Source organism: Pseudomonas sp. OG7, from assembly GCF_014192825.1.
In the GTDB taxonomy this organism is placed as follows: Bacteria; Pseudomonadota; Gammaproteobacteria; order Pseudomonadales; family Pseudomonadaceae; genus Aquipseudomonas; species Aquipseudomonas monteilii.
The window spans coordinates 361,948-377,410 of the sequence record NZ_JACHYK010000005.1; the positions used below are offsets into that span (position 1 = coordinate 361,948).

Here is a 15,463-nt window from a genome sequence, read left to right on the forward strand (position 1 = left end):
CTATGCCAAGGGGTACGCAGAATTGCCCCACGTGTGGCCTGAGTCCCAGCGAGACAAGGTAAAGAACAGACATGGGTAGCATGCATCCCGTACAGGTGATCGCCGTGACCGGTGGCAAAGGTGGCGTCGGCAAGACTAACGTTTCAGTGAACTTGTCCCTGGCGCTGGCCGAGCTTGGCCGCAGGGTCATGCTGCTTGACGCCGACCTGGGCCTGGCCAACGTCGACGTGTTGCTGGGCCTTACCCCCAAACGTACCCTGGCCGATGTCATCGAAGGGCGCTGCGAGCTGCGTGACGTGATGCTGCAAGGCCCTGGCGGTGTGCGCATCGTGCCGGCGGCCTCGGGCACCCAGAGCATGGTGCACCTGGCCCCGGCCCAGCATGCGGGCCTGATCCAGGCGTTCAGCGAAATCGGCGACAATCTCGACGTGCTGGTGATCGACACGGCTGCGGGTATCGGTGACTCGGTGGTCAGCTTCGTTCGCGCTGCCCAGGAAGTTCTGCTGGTGGTGTGCGACGAACCCACCTCGATCACCGACGCTTACGCCCTGATCAAACTGCTGAACCGCGATTACGGCATGAACCGTTTCCGCGTGCTGGCCAACATGGCACAGAGCCCGCAGGAAGGGCGCAACCTGTTCGCCAAGCTGACCAAGGTCACCGACCGCTTCCTTGACGTTGCCCTGCAGTACGTAGGCGCCGTGCCGTACGACGAGTGCGTGCGCAAGGCGGTGCAAAAGCAGCGTGCCGTCTACGAAGCCTTCCCTCGCTCCAAGTGCGCGCTGGCCTTCAAGGCGATTGCCCAGAAGGTCGACAGCTGGCCGCTGCCGGCCAACCCGCGCGGCCATCTGGAGTTTTTCGTCGAGCGCCTGGTGCAGCCCACCAGCGCGGGACCTGTGCTATGAACGCCAGCGGCTTCAAGATGTACAGCCGGGCGGCCAAAGACGCCCAGTGCGAGCTGATCGAGCGTTATGCGCCGCTGGTCAAGCGCATTGCCTACCACTTGCTGGCGCGGTTGCCAGCCAATGTGCAGGTCGAGGATCTGATCCAGGCCGGCATGATCGGCCTGCTGGAAGTGGCCAGCAAGTATGACGCCAGCAAGGGTGCCAGCTTTGAAACCTACGCCGGCATCCGCATTCGCGGGGCCATGCTGGATGAGGTTCGCAAAGGCGACTGGGCACCGCGTTCGGTGCACCGCAACACCCGTATGGTCAGTGACGCGATGCGTGCCGTAGAGGCCAGAACGGGCCGGGACGCTAAAGATCATGAAGTTGCTGCCGAACTCCAGTTGAGTCTCGATGATTACTACGGGATCTTGAACGACACCCTGGGCAGCCGACTGTTCAGCTTTGACGACCTGTTGCAGGACGGCGAGCACGAAGGGCTTCACGAGGATGGTGCCAGTGGCCATATCGAACCTGCGCGTGGCCTGGAGGACGAGCGCTTCCAGGCTGCCCTGACCGAAGCCATTGCCAACCTGCCGGAGCGCGAGCGCCTGGTGCTGGCGCTGTACTACGACGAAGAGCTGAACCTCAAGGAAATCGGTGAGGTGCTGGGTGTCAGCGAATCGCGGGTCAGCCAGTTGCACAGCCAGTGTGCCGCACGTCTGCGCAGCCGCCTGGGGGAATGGCGGGCACGTTGAGCCCGCTGTCGTTGCAGCCGTTTTCCACATGCGTTTTCCATGTTGCACCGAATTGATTGAATGCGCGCTCGGGGCCGAGCGCGTTTGAGACTGCTTGGAGGTCTACTTGAACAAAGACATGAAAATCCTCATCGTTGACGACTTTTCGACGATGCGGCGGATCATCAAGAACCTGTTGCGTGACCTGGGCTTCACCAACACCGACGAAGCCGATGACGGCACCACGGCGCTGCCGATGCTGGAAAACGGCCACTATGACTTCCTGGTGACCGACTGGAACATGCCGGGTATGTCCGGCATCGACCTGCTGCGTAAAGTGCGCGCCAGCGACAAGCTGAAAAGCATGCCGGTACTGATGGTGACCGCTGAAGCCAAGCGCGACCAGATCATCGAAGCGGCTCAGGCCGGCGTCAATGGTTACGTGGTCAAGCCGTTCACCGCCCAGGTGCTCAAAGAAAAGATCGAGAAGATCTTCGAACGCGTCAACGGCTGAGTCACGTCAGGGGGCGCGCCATGGATTCATCACAAACCTCTTTGGGCGAGTTCGAATCGACCCTGAAGAAACATGCCCAGGAGTTGGTCGAAAGCCTGGAGCGCGGCCGCTTCGGCGAGGCGGTGCAGCTGATTCACGAGCTGAACCAGACCCGCGATCGTGGCCTGTACCAGGAAGTCGGCAAGCTGACCCGCGAGCTGCACAGCGCCATCGTCAGCTTCCAGATCGACCCGACCATGCCGCAAGCCGAGGAGGTGTCGCAGATTACCGACGCCACCGAGCGCCTGTCGTACGTGGTCAAGCTGACCGAGGGCGCGGCCAACCGCACCATGGACCTGGTCGAGGAAAGCACCCCGGTGCTCAACGACCTGGCCAGCGAGGCCAAGGCCCTGAGCACCGACTGGCAGCGCTTCATGCGCCGCGAAGTGGCTGCGCCGGAATTCCGTGATCTGGTCAAGCGCGTCGACAGTTTCCTGACGCACAGCGCCGAAGGTAACCGCAAGGTCGCCGGCCACCTCAATGACATTCTGCTGGCTCAGGACTATCAGGACCTGACCGGTCAGGTGATCAAACGCGTCACCACATTGGTGACCGAAGTCGAAAGCAACTTGCTCAAGCTGGTGTTGATGGCCAGCCAGGTCGACCGGTTTGCCGGCATAAAACATGACCACGATCAACTGCGCGCAGAAAAAGATGCAGAAAAACATCCGACTCGGGGTGAAGGTCCGCAGATTCATGCCGATAAGCGTGAAGACGTCGTGTCCGGTCAGGACGATGTCGATGATCTGCTGTCCAGCCTGGGTTTTTAAGGAGCACGTTTGATGAGCTTCGGCGCCGATGAAGAAATCCTCCAGGATTTCCTGGTAGAAGCCGGCGAAATTCTTGAGCAACTGTCCGAGCAACTGGTCGAGCTGGAAAGCCGGCCCGACGATGCCGACCTGCTCAATGCGATCTTTCGCGGTTTCCACACTGTTAAAGGGGGCGCCGGCTTCCTTCAGCTGAACGAGCTGGTGGAGTGCTGCCATATTGCCGAGAACGTGTTCGACGTCCTGCGCAAGGGTGAGCGCCGGGTCGATGCGGAACTGATGGACGTGGTGCTCGAGGCACTGGATACGGTCAACAGCATGTTTGGCCAGGTGCGCGAGCGCGCCGAAGTGACCCCGGCCACCCCCGAGCTGCTGGCGGCGTTGTCACGCCTGGCCGAGCCCGGTGGCACCGAAGTGGCTGCGCCGTCTGCTGCTGTGCCCGAGCCGGTTGCCGAGGCGCCCGCCGCAGCCCCGGTCGAGGACCAGGACATCACCGACAGCGAGTTTGAACAGTTGCTCGACTCGCTCGATGCGGTCAAGGCGCAAGCGGCGGCCGACGAGCAGATGCAGGGCGAGACCATCAGCGGCGAGGGTGACGAAATCACCGATGCCGAGTTCGAGTCGCTGCTTGATCAGTTGCACGGCAAAGGCCAGTTCAGCACCGAGGTGGCAGCCGCGCCGGTAGCCGCGTCTGCCGAACCGCTCAGTGATGAAATCACCGACGCCGAGTTTGAATCGCTGCTCGACCAGTTGCATGGCAAGGGCACCTTCCAGGCTGATGCATTGCCAGCCGCCAAGGCGCCCGCCGTGGAGGGCAACCCCGCAGCGACCAGCGACGAAATCAGCGAACATGAGTTCGAGGCGTTGCTGGACCAGCTGCATGGCAAGGGCAAGTTCGGCGGTGAAGTTGCCGCAGTCGAAGCGCCTGCTGCAGCCAAGGTGCAAGCACCTGCCGCAGCCAAGGCCGACAGCCAGCCGGTTGCCAAGCCTGCCGCTGCAGCGCCGGCCAGCAAGCCAGCAGCGGCACCCCGTGCGCCGGCCCCGGCCGCCGACAAGCATGCTGTCAGCGAAGCGGAAACCACCGTGCGTGTGGACACTGCGCGCCTGGACGAGATCATGAACATGGTCGGCGAACTGGTGCTGGTGCGTAACCGCCTGGTGCGCCTGGGCCTGAACAGCGGCGACGAGGCCATGTCAAAGGCCGTGTCCAACCTCGATGTGGTCACTGCCGACCTGCAGACGGCGGTGATGAAAACCCGCATGCAGCCGATCAAGAAAGTGTTCGGCCGCTTCCCGCGGCTGGTGCGCGACCTGGCCCGCCAGCTGAAAAAAGAGATCAACCTGGAGCTGGTCGGCGAAGAGACCGACCTGGACAAGAACCTGGTTGAGGCCCTGGCCGACCCGTTGGTGCACCTGGTGCGCAACGCTGTCGACCATGGTGTCGAGATGCCTGATGAGCGTGAAGCGTCTGGCAAGGCGCGTACGGGCCGCGTGGTGCTGTCTGCCGAGCAGGAAGGCGACCACATCCTGCTGTCGATTTCTGACGACGGCAAGGGCATGGACCCTAACATCCTGCGTGCCAAGGCCGTGGAAAAGGGCCTGATGGACAAGGATGCCGCCGAGCGCTTGAGCGAGTCGGACTGCTACAACCTGATCTTCGCGCCAGGGTTCTCGACCAAGACCGAGATTTCCGACGTGTCCGGGCGTGGCGTGGGCATGGACGTGGTGAAGACCAAGATCTCCCAGCTCAACGGTTCGATCAACATCTACTCGGCCAAGGGCCAGGGCTCGAAGATCGTCATCAAGGTACCACTGACCCTGGCGATCATGCCCACCCTGATGGTGATGCTGGGCAACCAGGCGTTCGCCTTCCCGCTGGTCAACGTCAACGAGATCTTCCACCTCGACCTGTCGCGCACCAATGTGGTCGACGGCCAGGAAGTGGTGATTGTGCGTGACAAGGCGCTGCCGCTGTTCTACCTCAAGCGCTGGCTGGTCCAGGGCCAGGTGCACGAAGAGCAGCACGAGGGCCATGTGGTGATCCTGTCGGTCGGCACCCAGCGCATCGGGTTTGTCGTCGATCAACTGGTTGGCCAGGAAGAAGTGGTCATCAAGCCGCTGGGCAAGATGCTGCAGGGCACCCCGGGCATGTCCGGGGCCACCATCACCGGTGACGGGCGCATTGCGTTGATTCTCGACGTCCCGAGCATGCTCAAGCGTTACGCCGCGCGGCGTATTTGATTTCGGTGGCGCACCCTGGCGGGCTGCGCCGCCTAATGGAGTGTTTATGGCAGTCAAGGTCCTGGTGGTGGATGATTCCGGTTTCTTCCGCCGCCGCGTCTCGGAAATCCTCTCGGCGGATCCGACGATCCAGGTAGTGGGTACCGCGACCAACGGCAAGGAAGCAATCGACCAGGCGCTGGCGCTCAAGCCCGATGTCATCACCATGGACTACGAAATGCCCATGATGGATGGCATTACCGCAGTGCGGCACATCATGCAGCGCTGCCCGACGCCAGTGTTGATGTTCTCCTCGCTGACCCACGAAGGCGCCCGCGTCACCCTCGATGCCCTGGATGCCGGGGCGGTGGATTACCTGCCGAAAAACTTCGAAGACATCTCGCGTAACCCCGAAAAGGTCAAGCAGATGCTGTGCGAGAAGGTGCACACCATCTCGCGCAGCAACCGTCGCCTGGGCAGCTATGCCCGCACCGCGCCGGTCGCTGTGCCTACGCCGGCCAGCAGCCCTGTGCCGACAAGCAGCTTTGCCAGCCCGACGCCAGCCCGCGCTGCGGCGCCTGCCCGAGCGGCGGCCCCGGCCCCTGGCCCGGCGGCATCGCATTCGCCTGCCCCCAAGCGCAAGCCATACAAACTGGTCGCCATCGGCACCTCCACGGGTGGCCCGGTGGCCCTGCAGCGGGTGCTGACCCAGTTGCCGGCCAATTTCCCGGCGCCGATCGTGCTGATCCAGCACATGCCGGCGGCGTTCACCAAGGCCTTTGCCGAACGCCTCGACAAACTGTGCCGCATCAGCGTCAAGGAGGCCGAGGACGGCGACATGCTGCGTCCGGGCCTGGCCCTGCTGGCCCCGGGTGGCAAGCAGATGATGATCGATGGCCGTGGTACGGTGAAGATCCTGCCTGGTGACGAGCGCTTGAACTACAAGCCATGCGTGGACATCACCTTCGGTTCGGCGGCCAAGTCGTATGGCGACAAAGTGCTGTCGGTGGTGCTCACCGGCATGGGCGCCGATGGCCGTGAAGGTGCACGCCTGCTCAAGCAGGGCGGCAGCACGGTGTGGGCCCAGGATGAAGCCAGCTGCGTGATCTATGGCATGCCCATGGCCATCGTCAAGGCCAACCTGGCCGACGCGGTGTACAGCCTGGACGAAATCGGCAAACACTTGGTGGAGGCCTGCGTCTGATGGACGTCCTCAGCCTGATCGGCCTGATCCTCGCCTTTGTCGCCATCGTCGGTGGCAACTTCCTCGAAGGCGGCCATGTCGGTGCCCTGATCAATGGCCCGGCGGGGCTGATTGTGCTGGGTGGTACCCTGGCGGCCGCTTTGTTGCAGTCGCCGCTTTCATCGTTCAAGCGTGCCTTGCAGATTTTGCGCTGGATCCTGTTCCCGCCACGGGTCGACCTGGCGGGTGGCATTGACCGCGTGGTGAACTGGAGCCTGACCGCACGCAAGGAAGGCCTGCTGGGCCTGGAAGGGGTGGCCGACAGCGAGCCCGACCCGTATGCGCGCAAGGGCCTGCAACTGCTGGTGGACGGCGCCGAGCCGGAAGCCATCCGCAGCATCCTTGAAGTCGACTTTTTGACCCAGGAAAGCCGTGATATCCAGGCCGCCAAGGTGTTCGAAAGCATGGGCGGCTATGCGCCGACCATCGGCATCATTGGTGCGGTAATGGGCCTGATCCACGTCATGGGCAACCTGGCCGACCCGTCGCAGTTGGGCAATGGTATTGCCGTGGCCTTTGTCGCCACGATCTACGGTGTGGCCAGTGCCAACCTGATCTTGCTGCCGGTCGCCAACAAGCTCAAGGCCATTGTCATGCGCCAGTCGCGCTACCGCGAAATGCTGCTCGAAGGTCTGCTGTCGATTGCCGAGGGTGAGAACCCGCGCTCGATCGAGCTGAAGCTGCAAGGCTTCATGGAGTAACTCATGCGTCGCCGCCGTCATACCGAGGAACACGAAAACCACGAACGCTGGCTGGTGTCGTATGCCGACTTCATCACCTTGCTGTTCGCCTTTTTCGTGGTGATGTACTCGATTTCCTCGATCAACGAGGGCAAGTACAAGGTCATTTCCCAGGCTTTGCTCGGGGTCTTCAATGACCCTGAGCGCAGCATGAAGCCGATCCCCATCGGCGATGAGCAGCCGTTGAGCGTGCGCCCGGCAGAGCCGCTGGTGAAGGACAGCGAGCAGACCGAGGCGGGCCTGGCGGCAACCAACGTCGACCCGCTGAAAACCATCAGCGAGGATGTACGGGATGCCTTTGGCGACCTGATCAACAGCAATCAGATGACCGTGCGCGGCAACGAGCTGTGGATCGAGATCGAGCTGAACTCGTCGCTGCTGTTCGGCAGCGGCGATGCCATGCCCAGTGACAAGGCGTTTGCCATCATCGAAAAGGTGGCCAACATTCTCAAGCCGTTCGCCAACCCGGTGCACGTCGAGGGCTTTACCGACAACCTGCCAATCCGCACCGCGCAGTACCCGACCAACTGGGAGCTGTCGTCGGCACGGGCGGCGAGCATCGTGCGCCTGCTGGCGATGGAAGGGGTGAATCCGGCGCGCATGGCGTCGGTGGGCTATGGCGAGTACCAGCCGGTGGCCAGCAACGACACCGCCGACGGCCGCGCGCGCAACCGCCGTGTGGTGCTGGTGATATCGCGCAACCTTGAAGTGCGCCGTAGCCTGACTGGCTCGGGCAGTGCCAATGCCACGCCGGATGCTGCACTACGGCGCGCTGGCACACAAAGTGCACCTGCAACGCCAGCAACGGTGGCGGGGCAGTAACTCGTCAATTCTCCGTCACTGAATTTCACACCGTTCCCGGCAGGGCAGGCGGCCATACCGGGAGGAAGCAACGCACGATGAGAGTCTGGGCAGTAGCCAATCAAAAAGGTGGCGTCGGCAAGACCACCACGACCATCGCCCTGGCCGGCCTGCTGGCAGAGGCCGGCAAGCGCGTGGTCGTCGTCGACCTCGACCCGCACGGTTCGATGACCAGCTATTTCGGGCACAACCCCGATGCTCTGGAGCACAGCTGCTACGACCTGTTCCTGCACAAGGGTGCGGTACCCGAGGGCTTGCCTGGGCAATTGCTGCTGCCCACCAGTGACGAGCGCATCTCGCTGTTGCCGTCGAGCACCGCGCTGGCCGTGCTGGAGCGCCAGTCGCCGGGGCAGAACGGCCTGGGTCTGGTAATCGCCAAGAGTCTGGCGCAGCTATGGCAGGATTTCGACTTTGCCCTGATCGACAGCCCACCCTTGCTCGGCGTGCTGATGGTCAATGCCCTGGCCGCCAGCCAGCAGCTGGTGATCCCGGTGCAAACCGAGTTTCTCGCGGTCAAGGGCCTGGAACGCATGGTCGGCACCTTGGCCATGGTCAACCGCTCGCGCAAGCAGGCGCTGCCGTATCAGATCGTGCCAACCCTGTTCGACCGCCGTACCCAGGCCTCGCTGGGCACGCTCAAGCAGTTGCGTGACAGTTACGGCCAGCAGGTGTGGCAAGGCTACATCCCGGTGGATACGCGCCTGCGTGACGCCAGCCGCAAGGGTGTCACGCCCTCGCAGTTCGACAGCAAGAGCCGTGGGCTGGTTGCCTACCGGGCGCTGCTCAAACACCTGTTGACCTACAAGACTGCGGCGCAGGTGGCCTGATGACCCAGATACAGAAAACCGGCACCCGCCCGCAGTTGGCCTTGCAGTCGTACCTCGATGGCCTGCTTCAGGAGGCTACCGAGGCCGAAGGCCTGTTCGAGCCGCCGGTTGTAACGGACGATTTCGCCGAAGCGGTGCGTGAGGAACAGGCGCGTGATGCCCGGCAACCGACCGTGCCGGCGCCGGCCGAAACTGCCGCAAGCTTCCCGCCGCGGCCTTTTGCCGAGCCAAAGCTGGCGGTGCTGCCTGCCGTCATGCCGGTGGAAGCGCCTGTGGTGACGGTGGTCGAACAAGCGGTAGTCGCCGAGGCCAGTATTCCGGTACTGGTTGAAGAGCAGACCGTGGAGCTGGCGGTTCCGCTGGTGGATGTGCACTTGCCGGCACCGGACCTGCCGGTGCCGCCAGCCAGCGTCGACGGCCGTCCGGTGTGGGCCGCCGAGCCGTTCGAATGCCTGCTGTTCGACGTGGCTGGCCTGACCCTGGCGGTGCCGTTGGTGTGCCTGGGCTCGATCTACAACCTGGCCGGCCAGGAGTTGACGCCGCTGTTCGGCCAGCCCGACTGGTTTCTCGGCATCCTGACCTGCCAGGCGGGTAACCTGAAGGTGCTGGACACTGCGCGTTGGGTGATGCCCGACCGTTATCGCGATGATTTTCGCCAAGGCCTGAATTACGTGATTTCCGTGCAGGGCTACGAATGGGGGTTGGCCGTGCACCAGGTTAGCCGCTCGTTGCGTTTGGACCCGTCCGAAATCAAATGGCGCAGCCAGCGCGGCCAGCGCCCGTGGCTGGCCGGCACCGTAATCGAACACATGTGTGCACTGCTTGATGTCGCCGCGTTGGCCGAGCTGATCGCCAGCGGCGCGGTCAAGCAGATGCACGCTAAACAAAAATGACCGAACACACCGCCAATGGCGGATTTTGAGGGCTAGGGGAATGAAAAAGTCGTCTGCACAAGGTTCCGAAGATCCGATCCTGCAGTGGGTTACCTTCCGTCTGGACAACGAGTCCTACGGCATCAACGTGATGCAGGTACAGGAAGTGTTGCGCTACACCGAGATCGCCCCGGTGCCGGGTGCGCCAAGCTACGTGCTGGGCATCATCAACCTGCGCGGCAACGTGGTGACGGTGATCGACACCCGCCAGCGTTTTGGCCTGATGCCGACCGAAGTCACTGACAATACCCGCATCGTCATCATCGAGGCCGACAAGCAAGTGGTCGGCATTCTGGTCGACAGCGTGGCGGAGGTGGTGTACCTGCGCCAGTCCGAAATCGAGACCGCGCCAAACGTGGGTAACGAAGAGTCGGCCAAGTTCATTCAGGGCGTCTGCAACAAGAATGGCGAATTGCTGATTCTGGTCGAGCTGGACAAGATGATGACCGAGGAAGAGTGGTCCGAGCTGGAGAATATCTGAGTTGATCCTACAGGGTGCTGTCATCTTCCTGGCGCTGTTGTGGGCGCTGAGCCTGTGGTTCTTCCTTAACTACAGCAAGCGCCAGCGCGAGCTGGCTTCGCAGCAGGCCGAAGGCGATGCGCTGCGTGACCAGCGCATCAAGGACCTGGCCAAACGCCTGGACGACTACCAGAACGGTACCGTGCGCATGGGCGAGGCGTTGCACGAGCTGAGCGTGGCGATGGCGCCACTGCCCGACAAGATTCAGCAGCTGGAACAGCGTGACCCCAACAACGTCACCTTCTCTCAGGCCGCCAAGCTGGTGGGCATGGGGGCAAGCGTGGCGGAGTTGACCGAGAGCTGCGGCCTGACCCAGGCCGAGGCGGAGCTGATGAGCAAACTGCACCGCAGCGGGTGAAAGCACAAAGGCGACCATGATGTCGCCTTTCTTTCAGGTGCTGCTTCAGGTAGTTGCCCAGGAATGCATGCCACCCACTCTGGCCACGCGGGACAGTGGCAGGCGCTGGTGCTGTAGCGTCTTGAAAGCGTCCAAGTCAACGTAGAGGAAGCTGTTGATGCGCGGCATCATGTACAGGTTGTGAACCTGCCGCAGGCAGTAGAGGTCTGGCAGCACCCGGTCTACCACGGCATTGAACATTCCCGGGCCGGTCAGCTCGCTGAGCCGGTTGGCGTAGCGATAGAAGCCAGCAGGGTCATCTGCCAGCGTGGGACGTACCTGGTAGAAATCCGCATTGGCCAGATAGCGGGCATGCATTTCTTCGGAAATGGCCAGCAGTGTCGGGTTGCCGGCGTGGCTGCCGATCATGCTGGTGTTGAACTGCGTGTTCATGCCCAGCTTCTCGTTTTGCATGGGTGGGTGTAACAGCAGCCCGTCATCGGTGGCGACCAATTCTACGGTATCGATAGCCGCAGTGTGATGAGCGGCACTCGCAGCCGCACCCAGCAGTTGGTCATCGACATCCATATACAACCCGCCTTCAGCATGCAGCATCGGGTAGCGCAATACATCCGATGCTGAGGAGAAGTTGGTGGCTACACCGCCATTGCCATCGATTGCTGCTTGGTACTGGGCAAAGTACTGGCTTTGTTCGAAAGCGGTGAAGAAAGGCTGGTCTTCCAGTGTTAATACCTGCATACCGGGAACTCTTGCCTCTAGCATGCGCAGGTTTTGCGCAAAGACCTCGGGGTTTGCTTTTGACAGGAATAGCCGATATCGATACGCACTGTCGCGTAGTTTTAGTGCGTTGGCAGCCAGTGTGCCAAGCAGCTCGTCGCTGAGCGTTTTATTGCCGACCCAAAGCGATGAAATCAGCTTGGGGATCGGGTGAGCACCTGGCGGGACGGACACTGGTAAATGTACGGGAAGCTGCACATCGATACCCAGCGCTCGCAGGGACGACATGCGCATCTGGTCTGTTACGTGGCGCCCTTCAGGGTTGACGATGCGCAAGTTACCGGTTCCGGGCTCGGCTTCGTAGTAAACCGGTTCTACCTCATTGGCACCTTCCTCGGTGATGAACAGATCGGCTTCCATGTCGTAGACCAGGTCGAGCACTTCTGCATAGTCGGGCACTGCTTCGTAGTAGCCGATCAGTTGGTCCACATCGCCGTTGTACCGAGGAAAGCGCCTTACCGAGTTGGCCACGACGGCATCAGCGTCCGCCAGGGGCGCTATGCGCGCCGGGCGGTGAAAATAGGGGGCTACTTCCACCTCCGGCAAATGGGGCGGACTTACGGGACTCAGGGGGTATCCCCATTGATCATTGATTTTGCGCGGGAGAACGAAGCCGTCTTCCTGATAGCGAAACAGCGCAGTGCTTTTGATCATGGCCTCAGCGGCCAAGGGGGTTGCATTCAAAAGGCCATAAGCGATATCGCCCAGCCCTTGCTGTTTTTCGCTCAGGGTTTTCCCGTTGATGGCCTGGTCAAGGCCAAGCGCAAGTTGCGCTATACCGCCCAGCGCAAGCAGCGGGGCCAGGCCCGGCACCACGAATGTTAGCGGCGCCACAAGGGTGAGGGTGCTGTTCAGGTAGCTGGCCCATCTGGATTTTGTTATTTGCGCATTGCTGGTAATGAGGAAATCGGCATCGTCGTAACAGCGTTGGCGCTGACGCTCGGCCATGGCCTGGAACAGATCGCCGGTAATACGTGGGTTGTACTTGCCTGGGCGATAGTTGACGTACTTGCGTGGCGGCCATGTACCGTCGTCGTTGAAAAAGCCATGCTCCGGTGGCAGGCGATGGCTGCGCGGGTAAACGCCCAAGCCTTCCAGTGCTGTATCCAGGCCACTGAAGTCTATTCCCTGTGGGCCGTCGGCCAAGCGGAAGTGTTGCTTGAGTGCCTGGCGCCCGGCGGCGTCCTTGCACGTTTTGCCAACCCAGTCTTTCAGCAGGTTTTCGCTGGCGAACTCCAGCAGTGGCGAACTGTTGCCCGGCGCGTAGAGCAGGGTCAGGTCGGTCTTGGTGTCGTTGATGTACAGCAGGTCGGTGGCGGTATAGCCGTAGATGCTCAGCGTGCTCAGGCGTAAACCTTCGCCGCGCGGGATCAGCTCGGCTGCCCGCCAGGCCAGCTTGCGTGCGGCGTCGCTCAGCCTGCCTTGCGCGATCTGTTTGTTGCAGGCCGCGATGAAGTTGAGCTTGCAGCACTGTCGATAGGTTGACAGGTGTTCGTGCCAGTAGGTGTCGAGTGAAGCCCTGTATTCTGTGTGGAAGTCTATTGCCTCGATATGGTGTTGCAAGGTTTCGGCTCGGATGTCGAGCAGCGTGGAGTGATCGTAGCGGGCGGGTGTGGTACGCCTGAACAGGCCATTGAACACCTCGTACCAGGCGCCGTTGTCGTAAATGGGCTGTGGGGGAAAGTGGTCGACCAGCGTGATCGGGCCATCGCCCGGCAACGTGCCGGCCCAGGGTTGCCTGAACAGCCCGCCGAAGAAGTCGTTGCTGGATTGGCCTTGCCAGTTCATCAGCACTGCTTGGGTGAGGCTGACGCGCTGTACGACTTTGGCCTGGTAACTGGCGATGCCTTCAGGGTGAACATGCAGCGTGACGACATCGATCAGGTCTGGGTCCTGGTGTACCCCTTGGGTGGCAAGCCAGGCAGCAATTGCCCGCTTGGCCTCGCGGTCGGGTCGGGGAAGGGTGGCGAGGTGGTTGCGTACGAATTGCACGCCAGCAGCATTGATGTGCGTGGTGGGCATGTGGGTCTCCGTGGGGTGGGAAAACCACAGCATTGACCGACTGCTCGGCAGGGGAGTGGTAAATAGTGCTGGCCCTGAGGCTCAGCCTGGCGGGCCAGTCAGGCGCGCAAGCACCTCTGTCACGTCACGTTCGTCTGTCGGTGAATCATCGAAGCCGTACGGGACTTTACCGCGCAGTTGCCAGGCGAACGCGATGATTTCGGCGATGGTCAGGTACAAAGCCTCCGGGATCTGCTCGCCCAGCTCCAGGCGCGCCAGCAGGCGCACCAGCTCGGCATTCTCGTAGATTGGCACCTCGTGTTCACGGGCCAGGGCCAGGATGGCTTCGGCCAGCGCATCGTCGCCCTTGGCACTGAGGGTGGGGGCCTGCTGGCCGTCGTAGCTCAGGGCAATGGCCTGGCGTGTGTGCTTCTGGCTCATGCGTTTTCATCCACCCAACGTTGTTCTACCCGCGTGCGCGGGCCTTGTGGCGGTGTGCCAGGGTGGCACTCCAGGTCGCCGACGTCCAGGCCACGTGCCAGCAGGCGCTCGCGCAGGGCGCCGAGCTGGGTGTCGATCAGCCTGGCAGTTTGCTCACGCTCTGCCCACAGCTGCCCGCTCAGGCGGCCTTGGCTCAGTTGCGCCTGTACCTGTAGTGGGCCGAGTGGAGACAGGTCGAAGGCCAGCTCGATGCGCCACAGGGCTTGCAGCGGGTCTTGTGCTTCATGCTGGCGGTCGGCTTGCTGCTGCGGGGTTTCTTCGCGCTGCAGTTTGACCTGCAACGGGATAAATTCCTGGCCGTGGCGGATCGGCACTTCGGTTTGCCAGGTGGTCTGCAGGTTGCCGTTTTCCAGCGTTCCGGTCTGTTGCAGGCTGCTCATTGCATGGCTTTGCAGGCGGGAAATTGCCGCAGCGGCAAGGCGCAGCAGTTGTTGCACGTCGCCTTCGTCTTCCAGGGCCTTGAGCAGGCGCGAAGGCAGCGGGAACGCGCCCGGCTGCGGCCTGGGGCTGACCCGTTCGAGCATGCCCAGTGCACTGCGGGCCAGCGCCGGCATGGTCACGGCCAGGCTGGCCGGCGCAAGGTTGGCAGCGCCGGCCGGTGAGATCGAGGCCTGGGCGACCAGCCGCAGCAAATGCGCCTTCAGATCGGTGGCGACGCTGGCAGGAAAGCCACCCAGCAGTTTCGCTTCAAGGAAAGCGCCACTGTTGTTCAAGGCCTGGGCAACCGCTTTCGCATCGCCCAGCTGGCGGGCATCTGGCAGGCTGACCAACAGGCGTTCGGCGCTGGCGCGCAGGTCGCCATCGATGCCAGGGTCCCGGGTCATCTGTTGCAGGGCGTTGAGCAGGCCAGGCAACGACGCTTGGCGGTTCTGCTGGGTTAGCAACTGCTGGGCGATGTTGAGTTGGTCCTGCCTGCCGCTAAGTGGCACGAAACGCAGTGACTGGTCACCCTGCACCAGCGCACTGAGCAGGCTGCCGATAGCCAGTGGGCGGGGGCTGTCCACGGTCAGCGTGGCGCCGGCCTGGGCGCTGTTGAGCAGGCTGATCAGTGCCCGGTAGGCCGCAGGCTGGCCAGCGGCCTGGGGCAGTAGCTGGTTGGTCATGACCTTGCCTTGCAGCAGGGTGCCGACGGGGACCTTGCTGGTGTCCAGGCGGGTGAGGGTGGCGAGCTGGCTGGCGCTGGCCTGCTGCAGCATGATCGCCAGATGATTGCTTTCGGTCTGGCTGACGGTGACCTGGCTGCCTTGGGGCAGGGGCTGGCTGGTGCTGGCTTGCAGTTGGGTCTGAAGGCCGTTGGCCTGCATCAGCCGAAGCACCAGCTGAAAGTCGCTGCCCACCTGCCGCATCGCAACCACTTCTGCCTGTGCGGTCTCGCCAGGGGCCATCAAGCCAGGCTGCGGTTGCGTCAGGCGCAGCAGTTCGCCGGTCATGCCCGCCTTCATGGCTTGGGTATTGACTGCGGTTTGTGCAGCGAGACTATTGATTTCAGTCATGATTGTATACAACCTGTCGAACCCGGCCTCTTGGCAGCGCGGCGGCGCA

General features: G+C 62.4%; 15 protein-coding genes. 12 read left to right on the forward strand and 3 right to left on the reverse strand.

Features of this window, described 5'->3' with window-relative positions:
• Window positions 1–71 precede the first annotated feature (71 nt).
• From fleN to FHW75_RS15000, 12 genes are all read left to right on the forward strand, one after another.
• Window positions 72–905: a flagellar synthesis regulator FleN gene (gene fleN, locus FHW75_RS14945; RefSeq protein WP_003254408.1), complete on the forward strand. Its 834-nt coding sequence runs from the start codon at window positions 72–74 to the stop codon at window positions 903–905.
• Complete coding sequence (gene fliA, locus FHW75_RS14950; RefSeq protein WP_019096544.1) at window positions 902–1,642, forward strand: RNA polymerase sigma factor FliA; 741 nt, start codon at window positions 902–904, stop codon at window positions 1,640–1,642. The genes fleN and fliA overlap by 4 nt, the downstream gene beginning before the upstream one ends.
• Before the next feature lie 118 nt (window positions 1,643–1,760).
• Complete coding sequence (locus FHW75_RS14955; protein WP_010955070.1) at window positions 1,761–2,135, forward strand: chemotaxis response regulator CheY; 375 nt, start codon at window positions 1,761–1,763, stop codon at window positions 2,133–2,135.
• A gap of 20 nt (window positions 2,136–2,155) precedes the next feature.
• Window positions 2,156–2,944, forward strand: a complete 789-nt coding sequence (locus FHW75_RS14960) for a protein phosphatase CheZ (RefSeq protein ID WP_016711773.1) — start codon at window positions 2,156–2,158, stop codon at window positions 2,942–2,944.
• Between the two features lie 12 nt (window positions 2,945–2,956).
• On the forward strand, window positions 2,957–5,182 hold the full coding sequence (locus FHW75_RS14965) for a chemotaxis protein CheA (protein WP_027609442.1): 2,226 nt from the start codon (window positions 2,957–2,959) through the stop codon (window positions 5,180–5,182).
• Between the two features lie 46 nt (window positions 5,183–5,228).
• Entirely contained in the window at window positions 5,229–6,365 is a 1,137-nt protein-coding gene (locus FHW75_RS14970) for a chemotaxis response regulator protein-glutamate methylesterase (RefSeq protein ID WP_025753827.1), read from the forward strand.
• Window positions 6,365–7,105, forward strand: a complete 741-nt coding sequence (locus tag FHW75_RS14975; RefSeq protein ID WP_016711770.1) for a flagellar motor protein — start codon at window positions 6,365–6,367, stop codon at window positions 7,103–7,105. Before FHW75_RS14970 ends, FHW75_RS14975 begins: the two co-directional genes overlap by 1 nt.
• A gap of 3 nt (window positions 7,106–7,108) precedes the next feature.
• Window positions 7,109–7,966: a flagellar motor protein MotD gene (gene motD, locus FHW75_RS14980; protein ID WP_019096405.1), complete on the forward strand. Its 858-nt coding sequence runs from the start codon at window positions 7,109–7,111 to the stop codon at window positions 7,964–7,966.
• Between the two features lie 77 nt (window positions 7,967–8,043).
• The gene (locus FHW75_RS14985; protein WP_016711768.1) at window positions 8,044–8,832 is read left to right on the forward strand and encodes a ParA family protein; all 789 of its coding nucleotides are present in this window, start codon (window positions 8,044–8,046) and stop codon (window positions 8,830–8,832) included.
• Window positions 8,832–9,725: a CheW domain-containing protein gene (locus FHW75_RS14990; protein WP_016711767.1), complete on the forward strand. Its 894-nt coding sequence runs from the start codon at window positions 8,832–8,834 to the stop codon at window positions 9,723–9,725. Before FHW75_RS14985 ends, FHW75_RS14990 begins: the two co-directional genes overlap by 1 nt.
• Before the next feature lie 40 nt (window positions 9,726–9,765).
• Window positions 9,766–10,245, forward strand: coding sequence for a chemotaxis protein CheW (locus tag FHW75_RS14995; protein ID WP_003254393.1), 480 nt, complete (start codon window positions 9,766–9,768; stop codon window positions 10,243–10,245).
• Window position 10,246: 1 nt separating this feature from the next.
• Entirely contained in the window at window positions 10,247–10,642 is a 396-nt protein-coding gene (locus FHW75_RS15000) for a DUF2802 domain-containing protein (RefSeq protein ID WP_019096404.1), read from the forward strand.
• Window positions 10,643–10,687: 45 nt separating this feature from the next.
• Here FHW75_RS15000 and FHW75_RS15005 read toward each other — a convergent pair whose 3' ends face one another.
• The 3 genes from FHW75_RS15005 to FHW75_RS15015 all read right to left on the reverse strand — a co-directional run bounded on the left by FHW75_RS15005 (window position 10,688) and on the right by FHW75_RS15015 (window position 15,414).
• Window positions 10,688–13,441, reverse strand: coding sequence for a dermonecrotic toxin domain-containing protein (locus FHW75_RS15005; RefSeq protein ID WP_183673999.1), 2,754 nt, complete (start codon window positions 13,439–13,441; stop codon window positions 10,688–10,690).
• A gap of 81 nt (window positions 13,442–13,522) precedes the next feature.
• Window positions 13,523–13,861 carry an EscU/YscU/HrcU family type III secretion system export apparatus switch protein gene (locus FHW75_RS15010; RefSeq protein WP_019096402.1) on the reverse strand — a complete coding sequence of 113 codons (339 nt, stop codon included), beginning with the start codon at window positions 13,859–13,861 and terminating at the stop codon, window positions 13,523–13,525.
• Window positions 13,858–15,414: a flagellar hook-length control protein FliK gene (locus FHW75_RS15015; protein WP_019096401.1), complete on the reverse strand. Its 1,557-nt coding sequence runs from the start codon at window positions 15,412–15,414 to the stop codon at window positions 13,858–13,860. Before FHW75_RS15015 ends, FHW75_RS15010 begins: the two co-directional genes overlap by 4 nt.
• Between the last annotated feature and the right edge of the window lie 49 nt (window positions 15,415–15,463).